17 protein-coding genes are annotated in these 25,456 nt (G+C 39.0%); 16 read left to right on the top strand and 1 reads right to left on the bottom strand.

Features of this window, described 5'->3' with window-relative positions:
• The first annotated feature begins 4 nt into the window (after nt 1–4).
• Nucleotides 5–982 (top strand): carbohydrate ABC transporter permease, encoded by a 978-nt coding sequence (locus tag MLOOGBEN_RS08570; protein ID WP_179157834.1) that lies wholly within the window; start codon nt 5–7, stop codon nt 980–982.
• A gap of 80 nt (nt 983–1,062) precedes the next feature.
• Nucleotides 1,063–2,121 carry a Gfo/Idh/MocA family protein gene (locus MLOOGBEN_RS08565; RefSeq protein ID WP_179157833.1) on the top strand — a complete coding sequence of 353 codons (1,059 nt, stop codon included), beginning with the start codon at nt 1,063–1,065 and terminating at the stop codon, nt 2,119–2,121.
• Between the two features lie 37 nt (nt 2,122–2,158).
• On the opposite strand, the gene MLOOGBEN_RS08560 is transcribed toward MLOOGBEN_RS08565, so the two are convergent.
• Nucleotides 2,159–4,381 (bottom strand): AraC family transcriptional regulator, encoded by a 2,223-nt coding sequence (locus tag MLOOGBEN_RS08560; RefSeq protein ID WP_179157832.1) that lies wholly within the window; start codon nt 4,379–4,381, stop codon nt 2,159–2,161.
• A 220-nt stretch (nt 4,382–4,601) separates the two neighbouring features.
• Here MLOOGBEN_RS08560 and MLOOGBEN_RS08555 point away from each other — a divergent pair, with 220 nt between their 5' ends.
• The 14 genes from MLOOGBEN_RS08555 to MLOOGBEN_RS08485 all read left to right on the top strand — a co-directional run bounded on the left by MLOOGBEN_RS08555 (nt 4,602) and on the right by MLOOGBEN_RS08485 (nt 25,385).
• Nucleotides 4,602–6,182 carry an extracellular solute-binding protein gene (locus MLOOGBEN_RS08555; protein WP_179157831.1) on the top strand — a complete coding sequence of 527 codons (1,581 nt, stop codon included), beginning with the start codon at nt 4,602–4,604 and terminating at the stop codon, nt 6,180–6,182.
• A gap of 170 nt (nt 6,183–6,352) precedes the next feature.
• Nucleotides 6,353–7,732: a sulfatase family protein gene (locus MLOOGBEN_RS08550; protein WP_179157830.1), complete on the top strand. Its 1,380-nt coding sequence runs from the start codon at nt 6,353–6,355 to the stop codon at nt 7,730–7,732.
• 64 nt (nt 7,733–7,796) lie between these two features.
• A complete protein-coding gene (locus MLOOGBEN_RS08545) occupies nt 7,797–9,065 on the top strand; it encodes an anaerobic sulfatase maturase (RefSeq protein ID WP_179157829.1) in 1,269 nt (422 codons plus the stop codon).
• A gap of 242 nt (nt 9,066–9,307) precedes the next feature.
• Nucleotides 9,308–12,472 (top strand): beta-galactosidase subunit alpha, encoded by a 3,165-nt coding sequence (gene ebgA / locus MLOOGBEN_RS08535; RefSeq protein ID WP_179157827.1) that lies wholly within the window; start codon nt 9,308–9,310, stop codon nt 12,470–12,472.
• Between the two features lie 33 nt (nt 12,473–12,505).
• Entirely contained in the window at nt 12,506–13,498 is a 993-nt protein-coding gene (locus tag MLOOGBEN_RS08530; protein ID WP_179157826.1) for a Gfo/Idh/MocA family protein, read from the top strand.
• Nucleotides 13,499–13,556: 58 nt separating this feature from the next.
• Complete coding sequence (locus tag MLOOGBEN_RS08525; protein ID WP_179157825.1) at nt 13,557–14,411, top strand: sugar phosphate isomerase/epimerase family protein; 855 nt, start codon at nt 13,557–13,559, stop codon at nt 14,409–14,411.
• A gap of 26 nt (nt 14,412–14,437) precedes the next feature.
• Nucleotides 14,438–15,715 (top strand): alpha-L-fucosidase, encoded by a 1,278-nt coding sequence (locus MLOOGBEN_RS08520; RefSeq protein ID WP_179157824.1) that lies wholly within the window; start codon nt 14,438–14,440, stop codon nt 15,713–15,715.
• A gap of 102 nt (nt 15,716–15,817) precedes the next feature.
• Nucleotides 15,818–17,029: an MFS transporter gene (locus MLOOGBEN_RS08515; protein ID WP_179157823.1), complete on the top strand. Its 1,212-nt coding sequence runs from the start codon at nt 15,818–15,820 to the stop codon at nt 17,027–17,029.
• Between the two features lie 22 nt (nt 17,030–17,051).
• The gene (locus MLOOGBEN_RS08510; RefSeq protein WP_179157822.1) at nt 17,052–17,840 is read left to right on the top strand and encodes an endonuclease/exonuclease/phosphatase family protein; all 789 of its coding nucleotides are present in this window, start codon (nt 17,052–17,054) and stop codon (nt 17,838–17,840) included.
• A gap of 131 nt (nt 17,841–17,971) precedes the next feature.
• A complete protein-coding gene (locus MLOOGBEN_RS08505; protein ID WP_179157821.1) occupies nt 17,972–19,051 on the top strand; it encodes a Gfo/Idh/MocA family protein in 1,080 nt (359 codons plus the stop codon).
• Nucleotides 19,052–19,279: 228 nt separating this feature from the next.
• The gene (locus MLOOGBEN_RS08500; protein ID WP_179157820.1) at nt 19,280–21,556 is read left to right on the top strand and encodes an AraC family transcriptional regulator; all 2,277 of its coding nucleotides are present in this window, start codon (nt 19,280–19,282) and stop codon (nt 21,554–21,556) included.
• Between the two features lie 290 nt (nt 21,557–21,846).
• The gene (locus MLOOGBEN_RS08495) at nt 21,847–22,779 is read left to right on the top strand and encodes an ABC transporter permease (protein ID WP_256989004.1); all 933 of its coding nucleotides are present in this window, start codon (nt 21,847–21,849) and stop codon (nt 22,777–22,779) included.
• 12 nt (nt 22,780–22,791) lie between these two features.
• A complete protein-coding gene (locus tag MLOOGBEN_RS08490) occupies nt 22,792–23,703 on the top strand; it encodes a carbohydrate ABC transporter permease (RefSeq protein WP_179157819.1) in 912 nt (303 codons plus the stop codon).
• Between the two features lie 98 nt (nt 23,704–23,801).
• On the top strand, nt 23,802–25,385 hold the full coding sequence (locus tag MLOOGBEN_RS08485; RefSeq protein WP_179157818.1) for an extracellular solute-binding protein: 1,584 nt from the start codon (nt 23,802–23,804) through the stop codon (nt 25,383–25,385).
• The last annotated feature ends 71 nt before the right edge of the window (nt 25,386–25,456 follow it).

Raw genomic sequence — 25,456 nt, 5'->3', positions numbered from 1 at the left:
GACCATGAATGCTAATGTTGAAATAAAAAAAGCCGCGAATAAAGTAAGGTACAATCCGTTCCTTACAAGAAGTTTAAGGTCCGTTAAATATACGGTGCTTGGAAGAGAAATAAATGAGGGCCTTCTTTTCAAGGCCTTCTTATACACGATTTTTATTGCAACTTCCTATATTTATCTTAACCCTATTTTGAAAATGATGGTTAACATGTTGATGACCACTGAGGATATCATTGATCCAACGGTTACTTGGATTCCTACGGAGATTTATTTTGGACATATGGAGAAAGCGTGGGAGATGCTTGATTATACAAAGTCTTTTTTAATCAGCTTTGTCGTGGCATTATCTGCAGCTGTTTTCCATTGTATTTCTACAGGATTGGCTGGGTATGCTTTGGCTCGATTGGATTTTCCGTTTAAGAAACTCGTTTTTGGGCTATTGTTATTGGCATTTATTATCCCTCCTCAGGTGATTGTTTTGCCTACAATTGTAGCATTTCGAAATTTAGGGCTGGACAATTCGATTCTAACCTTAATTATCCCATCTATTTTTGGCTTTGGAGTAAAAGGGGCATTATTCGTCATTATTTTCCGCCAATTCTTTCTCACTCAGCCAAAGGAGCTCGAAGAAGCGGCTAAAATTGATGGGGCAACAGCAATAAAATTCTATTTAAAGGTCATGCTCCCATTAGCTAAACCCGCAATTTTAGTTGTATTTCTGTTTTCATTTGTATGGACGTGGAATGATACTTATTTCCCGCAAATGTTTTTAGCAGATGCAAAAAGTTTACCTTTGGCCAGTGAATTGCTTCAGATGGATCGAGTTATAACAAGTTTTATTGAGAGCCAGCAAATTACATCCTTTGAAGCTAGAGCGATTAAAATGGCAGCAAGCTTCCTTGCAATTTTGCCTCCATTACTTATATTTATGATTTTCCAGCGTCATTTCGTAGAAGGGGTGGAACGTACAGGGCTAGTGGAATAATGACAAATCTATCATCCTGTGCTTTATTGATGTGTTGGGCGAAATTTATAAATAATGATGTATTATAGAGGAGGAAAAAAGTGAAAAAGTTGAAGGTTGGCGTAGTTGGAGCAGGCTCATTGTCAGAAGCACATCTGGAAGCCTATAAAAATAATCCTGATGTAGAATTAGCCGCTATATGTGATTTGGTAGAAGAACGTGCTTCCGAAAAAGCAAATAAGTATTCGATTGCTAATGTCTTTACAGATTATCGTGAAATGCTGAAAAACCCGGAGCTGGATGCCATTAGTGTGGTAACCTGGAATAATACACACAAGGAAATTTCCGTCGCTGCATTAGATGCGCGAAAGCATGTGTTATGCGAGAAACCATTATGTATTAATTATGATGAGGCGCTGGAAATCAAAGCCGCAACGGACCGGAACCATAAACAATTTATGATTGGCTATGTCCGTCGTCATGCTTCTAGTATTGCTGTTTTAAAAGAGTATATCGATACAGGTTTATTAGGTGAAATTTATTATGCGAAGGCATCAAACTTAAGAAGATTTGGAAATCCAGGGGGCTGGTTTTCAGATAAATCCCGTTCCGGAGGCGGTCCATTAATAGATCTTGGCGTCCATGTCCTCGATTTGTTATGGTACTTAATGGGCCGGCCAAAAGTCAAGACTGTCAGCGCTAATACGTATAATAAGCTAGGTAACCGCACAAATATTAAAAACCTTTCCTTTTATAAAGCGGCTGATTACTCTCCGGAAAATAATGTTGAAGATTTAGCCAATGCATTAATTCGTTTTGAAAATGGTGCGTCTTTAATGGTTGATGTCAGCTTTACGCTTCATGCGAAACAGGATCAATCGAGTGCTGTTATCTTTGGTGATAAAGGCGGTGCTGAGATTGATCCCAGTCTTGTCATTGTTCATGAGGAGAACAATACAATTCTGAATAGCACACCGCAAATTGATCACCCATGGTTTCATTTTTCTGATAGCTTTCAAAATGAAATTAATCACTTCGTCAATTGCTGTCTAACTGGTGAGCAGCCAATCGGCGGGATTGATGATGGCGTTGAAATGATGAAGATTTTAACTGCTATTTACGAATCAGCTGGAAAAGAACAAGAAATCGTCTTTGAATAAATGAAAGAGGCTGCACCCATTGGGTACAGCCTCTTGTCTAATGTATTTCAGATTTTAATTTTCGATATTCACCTGGAGTAATTCCGACGGCACTTTTAAATTTTCTCGTGAAATTCGGGACATCGATATAGCCAACTTCTGAAACAATATCCTTCACTGGCATCTTCGTTTCTATTAATTGTTTCTTCACTTCATTAAGCCGTAATTCCCATACATATTGGGAAAAAGTGATACTTGTTTCTTCTTTTATAAAGCGGCTTAAATAGGAAGTAGAAAGGTTAAATGTATTAGCTACATTCTCCAAGCTTAAATCATATTGATTATAATGCTCGTCAATATATTTAAAAATATTAGATTGCAGCTCGTATTTTTGATTTTCTTTGTTTTTATTTATTTTAAAGCAGATTTCGTCAGTAAATACTGTAAGTTTCTCCTCTAACTGGTCTAGAGCTTCTATTTCAGTTAAGTAATATAATTTTTCAAGATTAAAGGTGATGTCTATTTCTGTAACGGTTTTAAAGATAGTGTTAATAATATCGTATTTCATGTGCTTAAATAACAGGATCGATGATTGATTGTGCTTTAACCAAGTAAGTAGAGCTTTCGTCGATTCTTTCGCTATTTCAGCATTTCCTTGTTTATAGCTGTGGGATAATTTAAGCAGGTGCTCTTTAGGCAGCCAAAGGGATTCTTGGGATCCTTTAAGTTGAAGGAAGGAGGTAATTCCTTGCTTTTCCTTCAGCTTCCCATTTTCATGTGCCGCCGATGCTTCAATAAACGAACGATTGATTTGTTCCTTCCCTTTATACGTTTCTCCGACTCCGATGATGATGGAAGGTTCAAGCTCCAATAATAATTGTTCAAACCGGTCTAAAAATTGCTGTTTTTCAGTCAGGTTATCACTTTTCCGCTTCACTATGTAAGCAAGCAAATTATCATTAATTAATTCCACTTCATACACCGTTGTATCGGCCAGCAACTGGTTGGTCCTAAACTCTAATTCTTCTAAATTAATTTCACTTAAATGTGACTGCGGGAGGGAAGCCGTCATCACAAAAAAATAAGAATCATCAAAGTTGAAATCAAAGGATTCGAACAATTCCTTTGCATGTTCTACAGCCTTCATCTGACCTTGGAGAAGCATGATTAGAAATTGATCACGGATTAATGGTTCTTGTTTGGCAAATTTATCATTTAAATACTCATGGCTTTTAAAGACATTCTCGATGGACTGCTGCAGACTGGCGAATTCATTCTTACTCGTTACTTGATAGTCAAGATCTTTTCTTTGAACAAAATCAATTAGCTTCTTTATTGGTCCAGATTGTCTCAGTGAAATATAGATTGAAATGATCGTAGTAGCAAACACAATAAAGGCAATCACTAGGAAAATAAACGTTTTGAACTCTGAGACCTTGCTAAAAAACTGTTCCGTCGGTATAACAGTAACGAATGACCAGCTGCTTGTTTCAGATTTGACCGTTGAAATGGAGTAATTCACGTTATTTATCTTGATTTCACTGATACCGGATTGGTTGTTTACGATTTTAATAACATCAGCAGTCTTCACACTGGAATCTTCGTTATTCGAATACGTCCCGATTTTCTCATTATTTTGGTTAAAAATAAACACATTTCCTTCGAAGCTGCCGAGCGTGTTTTGAGTCATCTCTTTAAAAAAGGTTTCATCCAATTCAAGTACCAAAGTTCCATAAGTATTTCCTGAACCTGAGGAAAGCGGATACAAAAATACGGGATGATGAGAAAATAATGTTAAGCTGGTGGACACATGTGGAGAATCAATTTTCATGATCTCACTAGCTAACGTATCTTCAGTCAGACTTTGATTAGCAATCCGGTTTTTAAGAAAAATATCACTGGACATTAGCCCCTTTGAAGAATAAATCAAATTTTGATTTTGATAAAAAAGATGTAATTCCGTGATAATAGAACTGGTTTCTTTATACTTTTCAAGTTGTTTAATCGCTTCTGATTGAAATTCGTTTTTCCTAATTACATTAGGTGTTAATTTAGGATTAAATGATATGAGATGTGCTGTCTTTGTCAATTCTTTTAAGCGGTTATCCGTTATGGTTTTAATATTATTTAAATTATTCAAGTTCGAAAGCTCAATTTCTTCTCGTAAGCTGCTTACAGAGTTTTGATAAAAAATAAAAGCCATTGTTGAAAATGGAACAAGAAAAATTAACATATAAGAGAGTATGTATTTTAGCTGCAATCTTGAAAAAACCTTGAACAAAATTCATTCACCTTTCTTTCAAAAATAAGATACTATCATTATAAAGAATATTTTAAGTGAAAAGGCCGGAAAAACTAAAAATTTATTTATGAATTATAGAAAAATTTTAATTATTTTGATAAGGTGAGATAAATCTATCAAATTATGTATGTTATTCTTAATAGAATAGTCTTTGATATTTACGTGCTTTTAATATATTTAAAATGAAAGGGTTTACAGGATGAAAAAACGATTTTTGATATTTATGAGCTTTTTCTTTCTATTAAGTGTCTTATCAGCCTGCACTTCTCGAAGCGCCCAAAATCAAAAGAACGAGACGATTTCTAAGCCAAAAATAGAAATCAATAAAAAAGGATTCCCGATTGTCGATGAGAAAATTACGCTGACGATGTTTGCTCCCAATGTCGGGGTCTCGAAATGGGAGAACATGAAATACTTTAAAGAAATGGAAAGAAAAACAAATATTCATTTTATCTTTAATACACCTCCCTCTGATAGTTTTACAACAAGAAAAAAACTTCTGTTTGCAAGCAATGAACTTCCAGATATTTTCTATGCATCATCCTTGTCTAACAGTGAAATTATCATATACAGCAGCCAAGGATTGTTGGTTCCACTGGAAGGATTAATTGAACAATACGCACCAAATATCCAAAAGATGTTTGAAGAACACCCGGATATAAAAAAATCGATTACCGCTTTAGATGGTCATATTTATGCACTGCCATCCGTTGACCGCTCACTTAGATGGTATCGAAGTCCGCTCTGGTACAATGGTTCGTTTCTAAAAGCTTTAAATGTAACCAAACTCCCTAAGACGTCCGACGAGTTGTATGAATTATTAAAAAGAATGAAAAATGAAGATCCCAATGGGAATGGGGAAAAGGATGAAATCCCGTTAACAGCTGCGAAAATGGAGGAAATCAATCAATGGTTTATGGGGTTCTTTGGCATAGTTTCAAGCGAGCATGGAGTTTATAACGGTCAAGTCAAGTATGGAGCGATTCAGCCTGAGTATAATGCATATTTAGAATTTATGCATCGATTATGGGAAGAGAGACTTCTCGACCATGAAACCTTCTCGCAATCTCATGAGCAAAAATATGCAAAAGGTTTTGCTAATCAAGTCGGTCTGTATGCGAACTGGGGCCCTGGAGCTTTTTTAGGTATGCCCGATAACTTAGAAAATCCCATGATGCAGCCTGTCAAAGGTCCTACTATTACCAAGCCTGTGATTCCGATCAGCAGTGGTCAAAGTGTCGGCCAGTTTGCGATTACGAAAGTCAATCCTTACCCAGAGGCGACCATACGCTGGATTGATTATTCATACTCCTCAGAGGGTTCGATCTTCCTGCATTCCTTAGATGAAGGAGATATATGGAAATGGGCAGATAAGGAAAAAACGATACGGAAATATATTTCTGACCTGCCGCCAAATCATCGCGGAACCTTAACACCGAATTATGGAATTAATGTACCGAATTGGACCCATAGTGAATATGCGAAATCGTTTAAAAATGAATTTTCGGAGTTCAATTATCGGGAAACCGAAACGAAAATCATTTCAAACGGCCAAGTCCCATTTCCGGAAGTATTTTTAAAACCGGAAGAATTGGATCAAATTACAGGTATTACAATGGTTTTAAATGATTATGTAGTACAAATGGAAGAAAAATTTATTACTGGAGAAGAACCCCTTTCTAATTGGGATCTCTATGTCCAGACAATAAAGGAGTTTGGTGTCGATCAATTGGTGGAAGTATATCAAACCGCTTATGATCGATTTGTAAATGCCGAATAATAATATATCATTTTTGTAAGCCCTTCCAGCCTGTGGTGATGCAAAAGACAAGTAAACAAATAATACATATTTACGTTCTTTTATAGTGAGTTGTAAGCTTGAGAAAATATAGAGTGATTCTATGTAAAATGCTCTATAAAAATTAATGATCAAGGGTGGTTGATTATTTAATGAGAATTCTCTATTTAGATTTAGACTCACTGCGTCCCGATCACTTAGGCTGCTATGGATATCAGCGGAATACTTCGCCAAATATTGATGAGATTGCAAAGGAAGGCGTGAGATTTACCAATTATTATTGTTCTGATGCACCTTGCTTGCCATCACGGTCCGCTTTAATGTCAGGAAAATTTGGGATTCATAATGGAGTGGTTGGTCATGGCGGAACTGCAGCTGATATGAGGCATGAAGGACCAAGACGCGGCTTTAACGATCGTTTAAACCGGGAAAGTCTTCCAGGCTCATTGCGTCAGCTTGGTTTCAAAACCGCTACTATTAGTACATTTGCTGAGAGACATTCTGCCTGGAAGTTCAATGCAGGTTTTAATGAAGTATTAAATATCGGCAGAGGCGGCGGAGAATCAGCTGAACAAGTTCTTCCTGTTGCGCTTAAATGGCTTGAGGATAATGGCGATGCAGATCATTGGTTTTTACACTTGAATTTCTGGGATCCGCATACGCCTTATCGAACACCTGATGATTATGGCAATCCATTTGCCAATGAACCGATGCCTGAATGGTTAACGGAAGAGGTCTTTAAGCTTCACCAACAGAAGGTAAATCAACACAGTATTGACCATATGAATGAGCTTGCAAAGACACATTATTACCGTTGGCCTCGACATAGCAAGCAGATTGAAGCCTACGACGATTTAAGAATGATCATTGACAATTACGATTGTGCCATTCGTTATATGGATGATCATGTCGGACAGGTACTGCGGAAGTTAGAAGAATTAGGAGTTATGGAAGATACGGCAATCCTGATTAGCGCTGATCATGGGGAAAATATGGGGGAATTAGGCATTTATTCTGAGCATGGAACCGCTGACCAAGGAACGTGTCGTATTCCAATGATTTTCCGCTGGCCAAACGGGTTAAAGGGAACAGTCGATGAGGGATTGCACTATCATCTTGATCTTGCACCTACACTTGCTAGTTTACTAGGAGCGCCAAAGGTTGAATCATGGGATGGACAAAGCTATTCTGACAGTATTGTAAAGGGAGAGTCTGCAGGTAGAGAATACCTGGTTCTATCGCAATGTGCCCATGTTTGTCAGCGAAGTGTTCGATTTGGTGATTGGTTATATATTCGCTCGTATCATGACGGACATAACAATTTCCCAAAAGAGATGTTGTTCCATTTAACTGAAGATCCGTATGAACAAGTTAATCTTGCCGAGGAAAGGCGCGACATATGTAAGGAAGCGGTTTATATCCTTAATGAATGGCATGATGAAATGATGTCTTCGATGGATTATGATGTTGACCCATTATGGACCGTGATGAATGAGGGCGGACCAACACACGCAAAGGAATTCAAAAAATAATCTTCAAAAGCCCTGATTACTATTCAGGGCTTTCCATTTAAGCTAACCAAAGGAGAAGATGCCAATGAGCACGGCCTGCCTAATGACAGAGCAACGAAATATCAGTGTTATGTGGAAGACGGTTTCGGAAGATTGCAATTTGGCATGTGATTATTGTTATTACAGTACATGCGGCGGGAAGCCAGGACGTAAAATTAAGCGGATTGAGTCTTCAATTTTGGAAAAGTTTATCAAGGAGTACATGGAGAGGTCCGAAGGGGCAGCTTCCTTCGCTTGGCAGGGGGGTGAACCTTTACTGGCCGGGCTTGATTTTTTTAAGGAGGTAGTGACACTTCAGTCTAAACATGCACCTAAGAATACTATCATTTCCAACTCCCTGCAGACGAATGGGACGTTGCTTAATGATCAATGGGCTCATTTTTTTAAAACCTATCAATTTTTAATTGGTGTCAGTCTAGATGGACCGAAGGAGATTCACGATGTACGCAGGGTTACCTCTCTTGGGCAAGGGAGTTTTGACCGTGTGATGCGCGGGATTGATCAATTGCGGAAACATCAAGTTGATTTCAACATTTTGACAGTTGTGCACAAAGGAAATGTTACAAAAGCAGCGGAATTATTAAGCTTCTTCGAATCAGAGGGGTTCCCTTTTCTTCAGTTTATTCCTTGTATGGATTTTCGCTCCCAAGAGATAAACCATCCAGGCGTATACGAAATTACACCAGAAGAGTATGGCGCTTTCCTGTGTGAAGCCTTTGACTATTGGTATAACAATGGGGAACCAAGGACTTCCATCCGATTCTTTGATGAAATGCTTAATGTTTATATGAATCGGGATCCCGGGTTGTGTATCCACCGAGCTCAGTGTCCGCAAACCATTATTTTAGAGCAAAACGGAGATGCCTTCCCATGTGACTTTTATATCCATCCGGATTGGAAGATTGGCAATGTAGCCACTCATTCAATCGAGGAAATTTTATCGAATCCTTTATACGATACTTTTCTAAAAATGAAGCCAACGCTGCCTGACCCATGTAAAACCTGCCAATGGAAAAAACTCTGCCATGGCGGATGTCCACGAAATCGGAAATGGGACGCTGATCGTTCGGCCTCAGAGGTTGACTATTTTTGCTCCAGTTATAAGCAAGTATACAGCTATGCAGATAAACGAATGAAGCAGCTGGGAGACAAAGTAAGAGCACGTTTGTTTCAGGAGAATGTCGCTCGTTATTTTAAAGGAAAACCGCCATTGCGAAATGATCCTTGTCCGTGCGGCAGCGGAAAAAAATTCAAACAATGCTGTGTTGACTTAGAAAGTGCTTGTTTGAAGTAGGATATCAATACAGAAATAGGATTAGGGGCTTTGTAAGATTCCAATCAAATTTAAGAAGATTTAGCTATTTAGGTAAGAAACAACATACTGTACAAGAATTACATATCCTATTTCCATGCCTTGCACCCTGTTGAATTGCCCTGGACAACCGCGGCAAATCTCACATATTTACCTTCGATTACAGAAGACAGTAAGCTAGAGAAAATATCGTATTTCAAATAGAACTTTTGGAGGTATTTTGAATGATCAAGAAAAATGACTGGGAAAACCTTGCTGTCCTGCAAAGAGGAAGATTGCCTGAACGGGCATATTTCCTATCGTTTACAGACGAGCATTCTGCCCTTACGTATGAAAGAGGAAATGCCCAAGGATTTAAACTGTTAAACGGAAGCTGGAAATTTCATTACGCTGATAATCCAGCGCTCGCCCCAGAGCATTTCTTTCAAGCTGGTTATGATGTAAGTGATTGGGATGAGCTTGCGGTTCCTTCCCATTGGCAAATGAATGGGTATGGCAAGCCGCATTATACCAATGTTCAGTACCCTTTTCCGGTAGACCCGCCGCATGTACCGACAGAAAACCCGACCGGCTCCTACCGAAGGAGTTTTTACATCCCAACTGAATGGCTGCTGCAAAAAGTCATCTTACGTTTCGAGGGTGTGGACAGTGCATTCCATGTGTGGGTCAATGGCCAGGAAGTTGGGTACAGCCAAGGCAGCCGGATTCCAACTGAATTTGATATCTCTTCCTATATCTATGAAGGAGATAATACGTTAGCTGTCAGAGTCTATCAGTGGTCAGATGGCACCTACATTGAAGATCAGGATATGTGGTGGTTAAGCGGTATCTTCAGAGATGTGTACCTATTAGCAAAACCAAAGGTCCATATTCAAGACTTTTTCGTCAAACCCATCCTCGATGAGCAGTATAAAGATACGATTCTTTCCATCGACACGGTGATTGAAAATGGCACCTATCAAGCGCTGGAAAACTATCAGCTTGAATACCGCCTGCTTGATCAAGAAGGAAACTTGGTTTCAGTAAAACAAAAGCAGGTGTTTCTGCCAAATAATCAAAATGCTAGCGTCCACATCGACATTCCAGTGGCAAATCCTGAAAAATGGTCTGCGGAACATCCATATTTGTATCATTTATTGCTTACGCTAAAGGATGCTTCTGGAAATTCAATTGAGGTGATTCCGAATAAAACAGGATTCCGCTCAATAGAATTAAAGGATGGCGTGCTCCTTGTGAATGGTGCGGCAATCAAATTCAAGGGTGTTAACCGTCATGATTCCCATCCTGATTTAGGACGGGCTGTACCACTCGAAGCAATGGAAAAAGACGTCTTGCTGATGAAGCAGCATAATATTAATTCTGTAAGAACAGCTCATTATCCAAATGATCCGAGATTCTATGACCTTTGTGATGTTTATGGACTTTATGTCATCGATGAAGCAGACTTAGAAACTCATGGCTTTGAATATGTCGGTGATGGCAACCAGTTGAGTGATGATCCCGCGTGGGAAGAGGCTTATGTTGACCGAGCCAAACGGATGGTCTCAAGAGATAAGAATCATCCATCGATTATTATGTGGTCATTAGGAAATGAATCCGGCTTTGGATGTAACCATGCTGCGATGGGAAAATGGATCAAAGAAAATGATCAGACACGCCTTATTCACTATGAAGGTGAAACTCGAAGCATTATGAATCAGGACGAGAACAATCCAAAAAGAGATTCTGTTGTATCTGACGTACATACAACTATGTACACAGCGATTGACCTGCTAGAACAATTGGGGCAAAGAACGGATTTAAGTAAGCCTCATATTCTTTGTGAATATATTCATGCAATGGGGAATGGGCCCGGAGGAATCAAAGAATATTGGGACCTTTTTTATAAATACAAACGATTACAGGGCGGTTTTGTCTGGGAATGGTGCGATCATGGTATCCGCCAATATACCGACGGGGGTGAAGAATACTTTGCTTACGGCGGCGATTTTGGTGATACCCCGAATGATTATAATTTTGTCATTGATGGGCTTGTGTCACCGGATCGGATACCATCACCTGGTTTAATCGAATATAAGAAAGTCATTGAACCGGTTCATGTGGAGGCAGTGGATTTGGAAAAAGGTGAGGTGAAAATCACCAACCGCTATGATTTTATTTCCTTGAGTCATTTGAACTTGTCATGGTCGATCGAGGCAGATGGCAAACTCATTGATAAGGGTGTGGTGCCAGTTCCTGCGGTTGCACCAGGTGAAACAATGACGCTGGAGATTCCATATAAGCTTCCTGCGGTAATCCAACCGGATACGGATTATTGGTTAAACCTGCAATTCACTTTGGCAGCCGACACACTTTGGGCAAAAACAGGGTATGAAATTGCTTGGGGCCAGTTTGAATTGCCTGTCATGAGTACGTTTGAAAGTATAGTTGTCCCGTCATTCCATCAGCCCCTTTCTTGTCTGGAAAAGAATCAGAAGCTGTTTGTGCAAGGAGAAGATTTCCAGGTTGAGTTTGATCTCGTTTACGGCACGATGGATTCATGGACGTATCGAGGGATTAATCTATTGGAGGAAGGACCAAAGCTTCAATTCTGGAGGGCTTTAATTGATAACGATCACCGTTCAGCGGCTGAATGGAAGCGATATGGCCTGCATTGGCTTCAGCATCGAGTCGATGCCGTCGAGTGGCAGCAAGCGGAAGGTGAAAAGGTTGTGATAACATCCAGCGTTCGTATCGCCCCGCCAATTTTAGCCTGGGGAATTCGCGTCACTTACACGTACACTATTTCTAATAATGGGGTAATTTCCATTGATGTGAAAGGCTGTCCAGAGGGAAATGGACCGAAAACCTTCCCGCGGATTGGCTTGCAAATGAAGCTTCCAGCCCGTTTCAATGATGTTTCCTGGTATGGCCGAGGACCAGGAGAAGCTTACAGCGATAGCAAGCAGGCAAATCGTGTTGGTGTTTACGCTAATAAAGTGGAGGAGCTGTATACCCCATACATTTATCCGCAGGAAAATGGCAATCGCCATGAAGTCCGCTGGGTATCCTTAACGAACATCGGCGGATTGGGATTTGTCGCGGCAGGTGAGCCGGTACTTGATTTCAGTGCCCATTACTATACAACGGAAAATTTGGATAAAGCCCAGCATACGTATGATTTAATCAAGCAGGATTTTATTAAATTTATCTTGGATCATCAGCAGCATGGCCTTGGTTCTGCCAGCTGTGGACCAGATGTGACGGAACCGTACCGATTAAATAATAACGATTTCCATTTCACAGTTCACTTAAAGCCTATTTCAGCAGATGAGAAATCGCAAGTTGAGATTGGAAAGTCTTTAAGAGCGAAGAATGGCAAAACAAAATTTAGTATCACTGCAATCTAGGAAATTGAATTTTATTAAAGAGGTGGCAGACCTATGAAAAACGTTAGGGTTGGATTTGTCGGAGCGGGCGGAATTGCAAATGTCCACCTGCAGCATATCAGCAATAATGAACTGGCCGAGGTTACGGCGATTTGTGACATTCACGAAGAAACAGCGCTACAAAAAGCAAAGGAATTTGGCGGAGCGGTGTACACGAATGTGGATGAGATGCTTGAAAAAGAACCGTTAGATGCCTTATTTATTTCCGTACCGCCATTTGCCCACGGAGAAATTGAAGAAAAAGCGGCGAAAAAGGGGATCCACTTAATGGTGGAAAAACCTTTGGAGCTTGACTATCAAACCGCTGCTAAAAAAGCTAAGGTGATAAAACAATCAGGTATTATCAACGGGGCAGGTTATTGCTTGCGTCACTGGGAAACGGTCGCGAAGGCTAAGGAATTTTTGAAGGATAAAAAACCAGCTATGGTTCGCGGCTATTATTTATCATCGATTGTTCCGACACCTTGGTATATTGAATGGGATAAATCCGGCGGCCAGCTTGTGGAGCAATCGACGCATATTGTTGACTTGGCAAGATATTTAGGCGGTGAGATTGAACAGGTCTATGCCAATATGAGCCTGCAGGTTCATCGGAATGTCCCGAATATCAATATCCCTGATGTGACTTCTTTAAATTTCGTGTATGACTCTGGGGCTGTTGGGCATATCGACAGCACTTTTGCACAGTTTGACCATCGAATGGGGATTGAATTGTTTGGGGAAGATTTCCGTGTGGTCATCGATGGGGGGAATTTGACAATCCTTGAAAAAGGGGCGGCTGCTTTAAACTTCAAGTCAGAGTTGGATGTTTATGGAGAACAAGACCGCTTATTTATTGAGGCTATTATCAAAGGAGACCAAAACTTAATTTTATCCTCCTACGAGGATGGCTTAAAGACACTTGCCGTAACGTTGGCCGCCAATCAGTCTTATGAAACAGGACTTCCGGTGAAGGTGGCTGATTTAGGAAAGCTGGCTATTAAATAAAGGTATCCGATTCTAGTAATCTAGAACTCACGAAATAATATTATGGAGGTTATATCAAATGAAGCTTGGTATCAGTTCGTATAGCTTACAAGGTGCTATTAATTCGAAAGAAATGAGTATTTTAGATGTTATTCAGTGGGTCGCTGACCAGGGCGGGGAGCATGTGGAAATTGTCCCAATGGGGTTTAGTTTGACTGAGGATTTGTCATTGGCTGATGCCATCCGCCAAAAAGCGGAAGAAGTAGGAATTGAAATCTCTAATTATGCCATTGGAGCAAACTTCCTGACCGATGATTTTGAAAAAGAAATCGAACGTGTGAAAAAAGAAGTCGATGCCGCTCACCGCCTTGGTGTAAAACTCATGCGACATGATGTTGCGTGGAAGGCGCCAAATGAAATCTCGATTCGTAACTTTGAACAGGATTTGCCAAGGATGGCAGAAGCCTGCCAAGTTATCGCCGATTATGCTGCTCAGTTTGGTATTGTAACAAGCGTTGAGAATCATGGGTATTATGTTCAGGCTAGTGACAGGGTACAACGGCTAATTCATGCGGTCAATAAAGAAAATTTTAAGACCACATTAGATACTGGAAATTTCCTTTGTGTTGACGAAGACCCAGTTGCAGCAGTAAAGAATAATATCTCGTACGCATCGATGGTTCATGTTAAAGATTTTTACCAGAGGTCGTCTTCGCTTGGTCTTGGAGAAGGCTGGTTCCCATCAAGCAGCGGCAAGTACTTAAGAGGTGCGATCACAGGGCATGGGGATATCAATCTGCCTGAAGTCTTAAAGGTTATCAAACAATCAGGCTATGTCGGCTATATTTCTATCGAATTCGAAGGGTTGGAAGAATGCAAAAAAGCCGCGAAAATTAGCTTAGACAATGTAAAAAGAATTTGGGAAGCAGTTTAGTTAACTAGAGTATGGTGGTGAAAATAATGAACGCAAGAGAAGAAAGAGTTAAGTGGTTCATGGAGGATCGTTTTGGTTTGTTTATTCATTGGGGGCTGTATTCGATTCCGGCGAGAGGAGAATGGCTCCGTACCAATGATCGGTTAACAATTGAGGAGTATCAGCCCTTTTTTGAGGAATTTAATCCCATCTACTATAACCCGCGCGAATGGGCAAAAGCTGCTAAAGCAGCAGGACAGAAATATGCGGTGTTAACAGCCAAGCACCATGATGGTTTTTGTCTATTTGATAGTCAACTAACCGAATACAAGGCAACCAATACACCTGCAGGCCGCGACTTAATTAAGGAATATATTGAGGCATTTCGGGCGGAAGGAATAAAAGTTGGTCTGTATTATTCCATTATTGACTGGCATCACCCGCATTTTCCTAAGTATGGGGACCGCTATCACCCGATGCGTGATAATGTGGAATATAAAGAGGAAGAAGTTGATTTTTCGCGATATCTTGCCTATTTCCATGGACAGGTTAAAGAATTATTAACGAACTATGGAAAAATTGATATTTTGTGGTTTGACTTTTCCTATGATGATATGACGGGCGAAAAATGGGAAGCAACGAAGCTTATGGAGATGATCCGCGAGTTGCAGCCGGAAATTCTGATTGATAACCGTCTGGGCGGCAATATTAAGTTAGCTCAGCCTGAAGTCTATGCAGGGGATTTTTACTCTCCGGAACAAATTATTCCTGTAGGCGGGATTGTTAATAAGGATAATAAGCCAATCCAATGGGAAGCCTGTATTACCTTGAATGATCATTGGGGTTATCATGCGAAGGATCTGAATTACAAATCTCCGAAGCAGGTGATTCGCACATTGGTCGAGTGTGTCAGTAAGGGCGGTAATTTATTGCTAAATGTCGGTCCGAATGCCAAAGGAGAAATTCCTGAACAGTCTTTGGACATTTTACAGGTGGTCGGGAAGTGGATAAGGCAGAATGGGGAAAGCATCTATGGATGCACCTCCGCTAATTTGCCAAAGCCGGAGTGGGGAAGGTATACCCAAAAAGAGAACTATTTATATGCCCATGTATTTGACCGCGGAATCGGACCTATTTATTTTCAAGGATTAAAAGGCAGGATTAAAAAGGCAAGGCTCCTAGCCGATGGAAGTGAACTGAAGGTTGAGGTTCCGTGGATGGCTGAGCAGTATTCGGATATAGAAAATGGTGCATTTATTCATTTATCGGGAGCGCAGCTGCCGGATGAAATGGATACCGTTATTGAACTAGAATTAATCGATTAGCAGTTAACTCCGTGAAATGTGAAGCAAGGATTTTCGCAGGAGCCGAAAATGACAAAGCCGAATGAATTAGCTCTTAAATCGTATTAGAAGGGATCGACACCTATGAGTAATCCTTCGAGAAAGCCAATTGTTGTCATTGCCCTTGTTACAGCAGTTTGTATGTTGGGAAACGAAATGCTGTTTATTGTGATGCCATTATATTGGAAGTCTTTTGGACTGACATCTCTCTGGCAGGTGGGAGTGTTATTATCAGCTAATCGAATCATCAGAATCCCAATTAATTCGCTAGTGGGCTGGTGTTACCAACGAATTGGAAAACGATTGGGTATCATCGCAGCTGTTGTATTAGCTGCTGTCTCTACGTTTTCCTACGGTATGGTGAAGGGTTTTTGGCTGCTTTTAATCGCCCGATGTTTATGGGGAATCGCTTGGTCTTTTTTTCGTATCGGCGGCTATTTAACGATTCTTTCTTCCAGTAAACCTGAAACGAGAGGTCAGTTCGTTGGCTTGTATAACGGACTATGGGGCCTTGGGACCTTATTTGGAATGCTTTTTGGCGGATTACTTTCAGAACTTATTGGGATTCAAACCGTTACTGTACTTTTCTCCATCCTTGCTATCAGCAGCATTCCATTTATTTTACGATTTATCAACAACACGAGGGAAGAGATTCCTCAAGTGAACAAAAAGAAAGATTTCATGATTTGGAAAAATAAACGGATTGTAACTTCTTTTATTACGGGGTTAATCGTTGCTTTTGTCGTATATGGGGTTTTTGCTTCGACTTTAAGTAAATTAATAGAATTACAAATGAGTATAATAATAGGTTTAACTATTGGTGCCGGAACGATTACCGGTTTCATTCAAGCGCTCCGGACAGGATGGGATCCATTTCTCGCACCTTATCTTGGAAGAATCTCTGACCAAAAATGGGGAAGAATCCCTATTTTAATCCTGGCTTTACTAGCTGCTGCAGTTTGCCTGAGCCTTTTTTCTTTAAAATTGCCGATGGTTCTTTTTATTGCACTGATATTGTTATTTCAACTGACAACTACCGTATTAATAACGATGAGTGATTCGATTGCAGCCGATTTCGCCGCAGGTCCTTTACAAATTACAGTCATTACTTTTTATACACTTTTTTCTGATATTGGCGCAGCTTTAGGTCCATTATTAGGGTTTGTTATGATGGATGTCTTTGGAATTCAATCGCTTTATTGGTTATCTAGTTTCATCATCGTGCCACTAGCCGTATATTGGTTCATTATTTTTAAAAAGGAAGTAAGGATGACAGGGCAAATGGAAGGTCAGTAGATAAAAACTAGAGGAGAAAAATATGACTGAAAATAATCAACTTCGAATTATGACTTACAATGTAAAAAATGCAATGGATGTACCACCCCATTCATGGGAAGAACGTAAAGGAATGTTAAGAGACTTAATTCAGCGTGAATCTCCGGATTTAATTGGAACTCAGGAATGCCTATATGGTCAAGTGTGTGACATATTAGAGATGTTACCCGAATATGACTGGATCGGTTTGGGTAGAGAAGGGGGAAGCAGGGGCGAATATGCCGCAATCTTTTTCAAAAAGGAACGCTTTAAAATTTTGGAGTACGATCATTTCTGGCTTTCTGACACTCCAGATGTCATTGCTTCTGCTACTTGGGGGAATTTCGTCACCCGGATGATGACTTGGGCTCAATTTGTAGATGTGAAAACTAATCTACAGTTCTATCATATGAATACACATTTTGACCATGAGTCATCAAATTCCAGGGTGAAAAGTGCAAAAACAATCATTCAAATGATAGATCAATTTGATCCCAATCTGCCTATTATTTTGACAGGTGATTTTAACGAGGATATCAATTCGAAGCCGTATGAAGTCTTATTAAGCGAAGGGGCATTATCGGATACATGGAATATGACAAATTTGCGGTTTAACGAAGAGTTAGGTACGTTCAATGATTTTCAGGATCCCCATGGCGGTAAAGAGCGTATTGATTGGATAATCGTTCGAGGTGATATGATTGTCGAGTCTGTCGGAATTATAGCAGATCATCCAAATGGCTGCTTTCCGAGTGACCACTATCCTGTCGTCGCAAATGTGTACCTAAAATAATAGAGGAAACTAGGTAAATATCACTGTTTTGTAATAAAAAACATAGCGCAGTAAAAAATGACATATCAACAAACACAGGATCACTAGTAATCTGATATATGTACGAATCATTAGAAGGAGGATTAAAAAAGATGGAAAAGTTAAAAATTGGTGTAATCGGGGCTGGTTCCATTTCAGATTTACATTTTCAGTCCTATACCAAAAATGAACAGGCTGAAATCTATGCTGTTTGTGATCTGAATGAGCAACGGGCAGAGGAAAAGAAGAACAAATATAATGCCGCACTGATTTACACGAAGTATGAGGATTTATTGAACAATCCTCAAATAGATGCCGTGAGTATTTGTACATGGAATAATTCTCATGCGGAAATTGCCATTGCAGCTTTGAATGCAGGCAAACATGTTTTAGTTGAAAAACCTTTATGTAAAACGGTAGAAGAAGCGTTAAGGGTAGAGGATGCAGTGAAGAGAAGTGGGAAGGTTCTTCAGGTAGGTTTCGTCCGTCGATTTGGAACGAATACGAACGTTTTGAAATCTTTTATTGATTCGGGTGATCTAGGCGAAATTTATTATGCAAAAGCTTCGATACTAAGGCGTTTAGGAAACCCTGGCGGCTGGTTTGCCGATAAGGAAAGATCGGGCGGCGGACCTCTTATCGATATCGGTGTACATATCATCGATTTATGCTGGTATTTAATGGGGAAACCAAAGGTAAAATCCATTAGTGGAAACACCTATTCGAAGCTTGGAAATCGAGCGAATATTAAAAACCTATCTTTCTATCAAGCAGCGGACTATGATCCTAGCATTAATAAAGTAGAAGACCTTGCCAATGCCCTGATCCGATTTGAAAATGGTGCATCCTTAATGATCGATGTCAGCTTTACCCTTCACCTTAAGAGGGATGAAACATCGATTAAGATTTTTGGCAATAAGGGCGGGGCAGAGATTGAACCGGAGCTTGTGATTGTCACAGAAAAAAATAATACAATTTTAAATAGCCAGCCGCAAATTGATTCTCTATCTTTTGATTTCAATCAAGCATTCCAAAATGAAATTAACCATTTCGTTACGTGCTGCAAGGGAGAAGAACAAACCATCAGTCCAGTGGAAGACGGTGTGGAATTGATGAAAATATTATGCGGTATCTATGAATCTAGTGAAACGGGTAAGGAAATCACCTTTGAACGATCGAATGTGACCATGTAAATGAAAAAAGGAATCGTTACTTGAATGTCGAGAATAGGCTATTTTTATGGAAAAACCATAGAAATAGTCTATTTTTCTTTTATACTATTGTTACAAAGATTGACATTATTTTAATTATTTTATATCTTTAAAAATATGCATTAATTTTTGAAAGCGCTCTCGTTTTTATATATACAATATTCCTACCAAATTTTCTATTCAAACTATTTGTGTAAGGGGGTCATCTATTTGTTTGGTTTACGAAGAATACAATCGAGATTATTGTACAAATACATCCTGTCGTATATGCTTATGTTTTTCATTCCGTTAGTGATTATGGGAATTATTATCTATAAAAATTCCGTTGTAAGCTTAAGAGAAGGTATTGAACAATCGAATATTGACATGTTAAACCAAGTGAAAAATATGACCGATGAAAGGATGGAAGAATTAGAAAAGCTTGCATTAAGGATTTCCTATGATTATCGTTTAACGCCCTTCATGGTTAACGATGGTTTTTATGGAAAAGAAGCGATAGAAGAGCTCAATAAATATAAGGCAAACAGTTCCATTATTAAGGAATTATTTCTTTATTATCGCGGAGACGATAATATTTACTCTGCAAACGGGGCGTATTCACTAGACACTTTTAAAAAAATGTATCATTTTGATCAATCAGAAAAAATTAAGGAACAATTAGAAAGTAATCTGCCAGTCGTTTATTCCGCTGCATCTATAAGAGTAAATGAAAGTAAAGAGGATCGATTGATCACCTATATGTATCCGATTACACGAAACACTATCACTCCATACGGTACTGTGATGTATTTGATTGAAGAATCTGCAATAACGAGTTTGATTAAGGATACTCTTGGTGATTTTCAAGGAAACGCATACATATTTGATCAGAATAATCATGTCTTTACATCCAGTATCAATGATAGGGAATTTAATCATAACGACATTAAGAAACTTGCAGCAACTAAAAATGGTGTATCAAGTATTCAATTGCAAAGTAAAGAGTACTCCGTTGTTTCAGTAAAGTCTAGTGTAAGCGGGTGGATATTTGTCACCGTTATGCCTGCGAATCAGTTTTTTGACAAGGTGGTCAATTTACAAAGGTTCTTAATGATGGTCATTATTTCTATAGTTCTTTCGGGTATTGGTGTTTCGATTCTATTAGGAAAAAAACAATATCGGCCAATCCATAATCTTTTAGATTTTCTTAACAAGAACGATAAGCGTGTATTAAATATTGAGGAATTTAATGAACTTGATCGGATAAAAGTGACAATGGCAAGAGTATTTAAGGATCATGAAAGTTTAAGTGAAAAGGTTGATAACCAAGCTCCTATTGTAAGAGATCAATATTTAATGAGGATGTTAAATGGAAGTTTAGTTAATGAGGGAGAGATAAATAAATTACTAGAATCCATTAATCTGCCAATGAAACAGGATCAATTTTTTGTGGCGGTTGTCTCATTAAAAAATGAAATTCTGCAAAAAAGAGAGGAAATGATCCGCACTCTTTCGGTCATATCCTTCAATAAGTCAATCTCCTACGGTATGGAGATTGGTTTTAAAGATTGCATTGCCATAATCGTCAGCATGGAGGACCCGTATCCAGGAGAAGCTAGAAAAGTTGTTGAGGAGTTGAGACAGCTAATCCGGGATCGATTAAACGTTGATCCGATTATTTCTGCAGGGACTTATGTGGCGGAAAAAAGTAAAATTAACCGCTCGTTTATCGAGGCTTTAGCCGCATTAGAGTATCGGTTTATGAATGAACGGAAAAGCATTACGTATTTTGAAGACATCAGCAATCAATCTGAAAAGACGATTGGCTATCCAAAGGATGAACATATTAAATTTGTTCAAAGCTTAAAACAAGGAGATCAGATTGTCGCCATCGAGACACTAAAACATATTTTTGAAGTTGTAATCAATAAAGATCTTTCTGTCCAGATGGTCAAGTGTATTTGTTTTGATATTATTAATACCGTTTTAAAAGTGGCTGTAGAAATGGGATTGGGTGAAAAAAACTATGACATGAATAAAGTTGTCGATTTCAACTCTATTGGTGAATTAGAAAAACATTTGCACCCACTGATTATCGATATTTGTCGTGAGGTAAGCAGGAAAAATGAAAGAAGCAACAGTGAGCTTTGTAATAAAATTTTAGCTTATATCCGTGAAAATTATGCTAAATATGATCTGAGTCTAGAAAGTATCGCTCAAAAATTTAAACTGTCCACTTCCTACCTAAGCCGTTTTTTAAAAGAACAAACAGGTGTAAACTTTACCCAATATGTCTGGCATTTACGTATTGAGGAAGTAAAAAGGAAATTAACTGACACAGATGAAACGATTAAAGAAATCGTCATTGCAGCGGGGTATATGGATGTAGCTAATTTTACGAGGAAATTTAAAAAAGCAGAAGGAGTTACACCCGGTAACTATCGACTGCTTTATGCACCGGAACGAAGTCATATACAAACTAATATCGAAAACGATACAGCCCTATAGAGGACGGCTATTACAGCCTTCCTCTATTTTTTATTCTAGTAAAGACTTACATAGCAGGACAAAAAGGACATATTTGTCGGAGGAAATGACCGTTGAAGGCATTATCAACACTATCTTTTCCTTGTTTTTACAACACTAAACAAAAAAGACATATATATTAAAACGCTTTCTTTCATGTAGTTTAATACTATACAGAAAAACTGAAGGAGGAGATGTGAGTGCATGATAGCAAAGTCACTGCGAGTCAAAATCAGGGACTATTAAATGTAGAGGTAAGCTCAAATAGTACACTGCTGTTAGAGGCAAAAAGGAATGTAAGAAAGAAAAAGGTAAAGAAGATTTTACGAAATTGGGAATTGTACCTGTTCCTCCTGCCAACATTGGCTTACTTTATTATCTTCCATTACATTCCAATGTATGGGGTTCAAATTGCCTTTAAAGATTTTGTTCCTTCTACCGGAATATGGGGAAGTGAATGGGTCGGTTTTAAGCACTTTACCCATTTTTTTGAATCCTATTATTTTTGGGACCTAATAAAGAATACTCTCGGAATAAGCATCTATGAACTGCTCGTTGGATTTCCACTGCCTATCATCTTAGCCCTTGCGATAAATGAAGCAAAGGATGGGATGTTTAAACGCAGTGTTCAAACCATTACCTATGCGCCTCATTTTATTTCCGTCGTCGTTATGGCGGGGATGATTATCGCCTTTTTGTCACCTGCGACAGGTGTCATTAACCATTTGATTGCTGCGCTAGGTTTTGAACCAATCCCATTTATGAGTGATCCTGCTTGGTTTAAATCGGTATATGTACTTTCAGGTGTTTGGCAGGGAACTGGCTGGGGAACGATTATTTATCTTGCAGCACTAGCTGGTGTCGATCAACAGCAGCATGAAGCAGCGATTGTGGATGGTGCTTCTCGATTGCAGAGAATTTGGCATATTAATATCCCTTCACTTGTTCCGACGATGATTATCTTATTAATCTTAAATGTTGGCAGCATTCTATCTGTTAGTTTTGAAAAAATCTTATTGCTGCAAAATCCGCTCAATATGGATTCTTCAAATGTCATTGCGACCTTTGTTTATAAAGCAGGTCTGTTGGATGCCCAGTACAGTTTTGCGGCAGCCGTAGGATTATTTAATTCTGTGATCAGTGCAATTCTATTAGTGTTGGTGAATCAAATTGCGAAAAAGAAAAGCGAAACGAGTCTATGGTAAGGAGGAAAGTCAATGAATTCAGCAATAGTCGAAACAAAAGCTGATAAAATCTTTAAAATCATCAACTATACTTTTTTACTGCTGGCAATGGTCATTGTCTTGTACCCCTTGATTTATATTATCAGCGCATCGGTCAGTGATCCCTCTACAGTTAACTCGGGTGAAATGTGGTTACTGCCTAAAGGATTTACGTTAGCAGGGTATGAGCTTATTTTTCAAAATGATCTCATTTGGAAGGGTTACTTAAATACGATTTTTTATACTGTGCTCGGCACTTTGATCAATTTATTGTTTACACTGCCGGCAGCTTACGCATTATCTCGGAGGGATTTAGTAGGAAGAAATATTTTTATGGGAATTTTCGTCTTTACGATGTTTTTTGGTGGAGGATTAATTCCTTCGTATCTATTAATTAAAAGTCTTGGATTAATCGATACTATTTGGGCCATGGTTTTACCTAATGCTGTTGCGGTTTGGAATTTAATTGTTGCCCGCGTCTTTTTCCAAGTAACCATCCCGAAGGAACTGGAAGAAGCAGCAGAGATAGATGGCTGTACAAATATGAAATTATTTATAAAAGTAATTTTACCTTTATCTACCCCTATTATTGCTGTTATGGCCTTATTTTATGGTGTCGGACATTGGAACGGTTATTTTAATGCGTTGATCTATCTTTCTAATAAAGAATTATATCCACTTCAACTGGTCTTGCGAGAAATCCTTGTGCTCCAGTCAATGACCTCGGAAATGGCTGGCGGAGCAATTTCGGGTTCCGTAGCGGAAGCGCAGAATTCGAAGGCAGAGCTGGCCCAAATCATTAAATACGGTGTCATGATTGTTTCTACATTACCAATTATTATCGTGTATCCATTTTTACAACGTTATTTTGTTAAGGGGGTCATGATTGGATCCGTAAAGGGATGAAAATATTTCTTCTGGATTTTGAGGAGGTGGTTTGCAAAAATTAAATTAGCATATGGATAAAATTGCAATTTTTCATAAACGAAAGGGGTCGAGGGAAAATGAGAAAAGCTATTCTTATAATGCTATCATTTGTTTTAGTTTTATCGATGCTGGCTGCGTGTACTTCTAAATCTAATTCAAAAGAGAATGTCGAAAAAAACAAGGTAGAAATAAACAAAGAAGGTTATCCGATTGTTGATGAAAAAATAACAATGTCCATGATGGGACCGGATATTGGTCAAGCAAAGTGGAAGGATATGGCTTTCTTTAAAGAAATGGAAAAGATGACGAATGTACATTATGAATTTACAACACCGCCAAACAGTGATTTTCCAACAAAATTAAATCTTGCCTTTGCCAGCGGCGAAATTCCAGATGTTCTTTTTGGGGCTGCTTTAACAGCGGAGCAGGAAGTTAAGTATGGAAAAGAAGGAGTATTAATTCCATTAGAAGATTTGATTAAAAAATATGCTCCAAATATCCAAAAGATGTTTGAAGAAAACCCTGATGTAAAAAAATCAGTGACAACAGTTGATGGTCATATTTATGCACTGCCGATGGTGGACAAGAATGCCGTTTGGTATATGGGTCCATTATGGTATAACGGTAAATGGCTAGACGCCTTAGGTGTGAAAGAATTACCTAAAACAACAGATGAGCTGTATACCTTGTTCAAACGATTTAAAACAGAGGATCCGAATGGTAATGGAAAAGCCGATGAAATTCCATTCTCGTCAGTTGCTTTAGATGATTCTCGTCAGTGGCTGTTAGGTGCTTTTGGGTTCACGAACTGGGGAATTGAAGAAATTGATGGTAAGGTCGTGTATACACCGGCAGAAGATGGCTATAAGGATTATCTTACATTTATGAATAAGCTTTATGATGAAAAATTAATGGATCCGGAAACTTTCTCACAATCCAATGAGCAGAAGAAAGCAAAAGGACAAGCCAATCAACTTGGATTATTCCAGGACTGGTTCTCCTATTTCACCACTGGAGATAAGGAAGAAGAGGCACTTGATGACCCTATGTATCAGCCAATCTCAAGTTCTGCAACTGATAAAGCCGTGGCGCCATTAAGCCCGGGTATCTACCGCGGTCAATTTGCCATTACCAATAAAACAGCTAATCCAGAAGCTGCGATTCGCTGGGTTGATTATCTCTATTCAACAGAAGGAAATGAACTTCTAAATATCGGTAAGGCAGGGGACGTTTGGGATTGGGTAGATGAAGCCAGCGGTACTAGAAAATTGCTGGATTCACCAGTTGAAGGGAAAACGATTGAAGACTACCGTGGTATGACAACACCTGATTTTGGTATCAATGTTCCTGCATTACGTCATAAAATTGAGGGCTTCCCTGAAACAGAATTTACGAAGTTTACGAATGCCGAAACAGATGTAAAAATTAAGCCATATGCAAAGGTTCCATATCCACTAGTTTATTTAACGCCTGAAGAACAAGAAGAAGTAGGACGAATCCGCGCTGATTTGGATACTTACATTGAACAAATGGAAGCGAAATTTATTACAGGTACCGAGCCTCTGTCCAATTGGGACAAATATATTAAAACAATGAATAATATGGACCTTGATAAATTGGTTAACATTTATCAAGATGCCTACGATCGCTGGAATAAGTAAGAGCAGAAGAAGGAAAAGGGATAAACTGTCTCTTTCCTTCTTTTTTATCATTTGTAAGAAACGACATAGAA

Origin of the sequence: Bacillus sp. EB106-08-02-XG196, assembly GCF_013396335.1 — a bacterium.
GTDB lineage: Bacteria > Bacillota > Bacilli > Bacillales > Cytobacillaceae > Neobacillus.
Note: the sequence above shows the minus strand (reverse complement) of the source record. Positions and strands in the feature narration are given on the sequence as shown.

Excerpts from the sequence above, each read along its gene's own strand:
- MLOOGBEN_RS08570 (WP_179157834.1), top strand. The coding sequence starts at position 5 with ATGAATGCTAATGTTGAAATAAAAAAAGCCGCGAATAAAGTAAGGTAC.
- MLOOGBEN_RS08555 (WP_179157831.1), top strand. The coding sequence starts at position 4,602 with ATGAAAAAACGATTTTTGATATTTATGAGCTTTTTCTTTCTATTAAGT.
- MLOOGBEN_RS08550 (WP_179157830.1), top strand. The coding sequence starts at position 6,353 with ATGAGAATTCTCTATTTAGATTTAGACTCACTGCGTCCCGATCACTTA.
- MLOOGBEN_RS08545 (WP_179157829.1), top strand. The coding sequence starts at position 7,797 with ATGAGCACGGCCTGCCTAATGACAGAGCAACGAAATATCAGTGTTATG.
- ebgA (WP_179157827.1), top strand. The coding sequence starts at position 9,308 with ATGATCAAGAAAAATGACTGGGAAAACCTTGCTGTCCTGCAAAGAGGA.
- MLOOGBEN_RS08530 (WP_179157826.1), top strand. The coding sequence starts at position 12,506 with ATGAAAAACGTTAGGGTTGGATTTGTCGGAGCGGGCGGAATTGCAAAT.
- MLOOGBEN_RS08525 (WP_179157825.1), top strand. The coding sequence starts at position 13,557 with ATGAAGCTTGGTATCAGTTCGTATAGCTTACAAGGTGCTATTAATTCG.
- MLOOGBEN_RS08520 (WP_179157824.1), top strand. The coding sequence starts at position 14,438 with ATGAACGCAAGAGAAGAAAGAGTTAAGTGGTTCATGGAGGATCGTTTT.
- MLOOGBEN_RS08515 (WP_179157823.1), top strand. The coding sequence starts at position 15,818 with ATGAGTAATCCTTCGAGAAAGCCAATTGTTGTCATTGCCCTTGTTACA.
- MLOOGBEN_RS08510 (WP_179157822.1), top strand. The coding sequence starts at position 17,052 with ATGACTGAAAATAATCAACTTCGAATTATGACTTACAATGTAAAAAAT.
- MLOOGBEN_RS08505 (WP_179157821.1), top strand. The coding sequence starts at position 17,972 with ATGGAAAAGTTAAAAATTGGTGTAATCGGGGCTGGTTCCATTTCAGAT.
- MLOOGBEN_RS08490 (WP_179157819.1), top strand. The coding sequence starts at position 22,792 with ATGAATTCAGCAATAGTCGAAACAAAAGCTGATAAAATCTTTAAAATC.
- MLOOGBEN_RS08485 (WP_179157818.1), top strand. The coding sequence starts at position 23,802 with ATGAGAAAAGCTATTCTTATAATGCTATCATTTGTTTTAGTTTTATCG.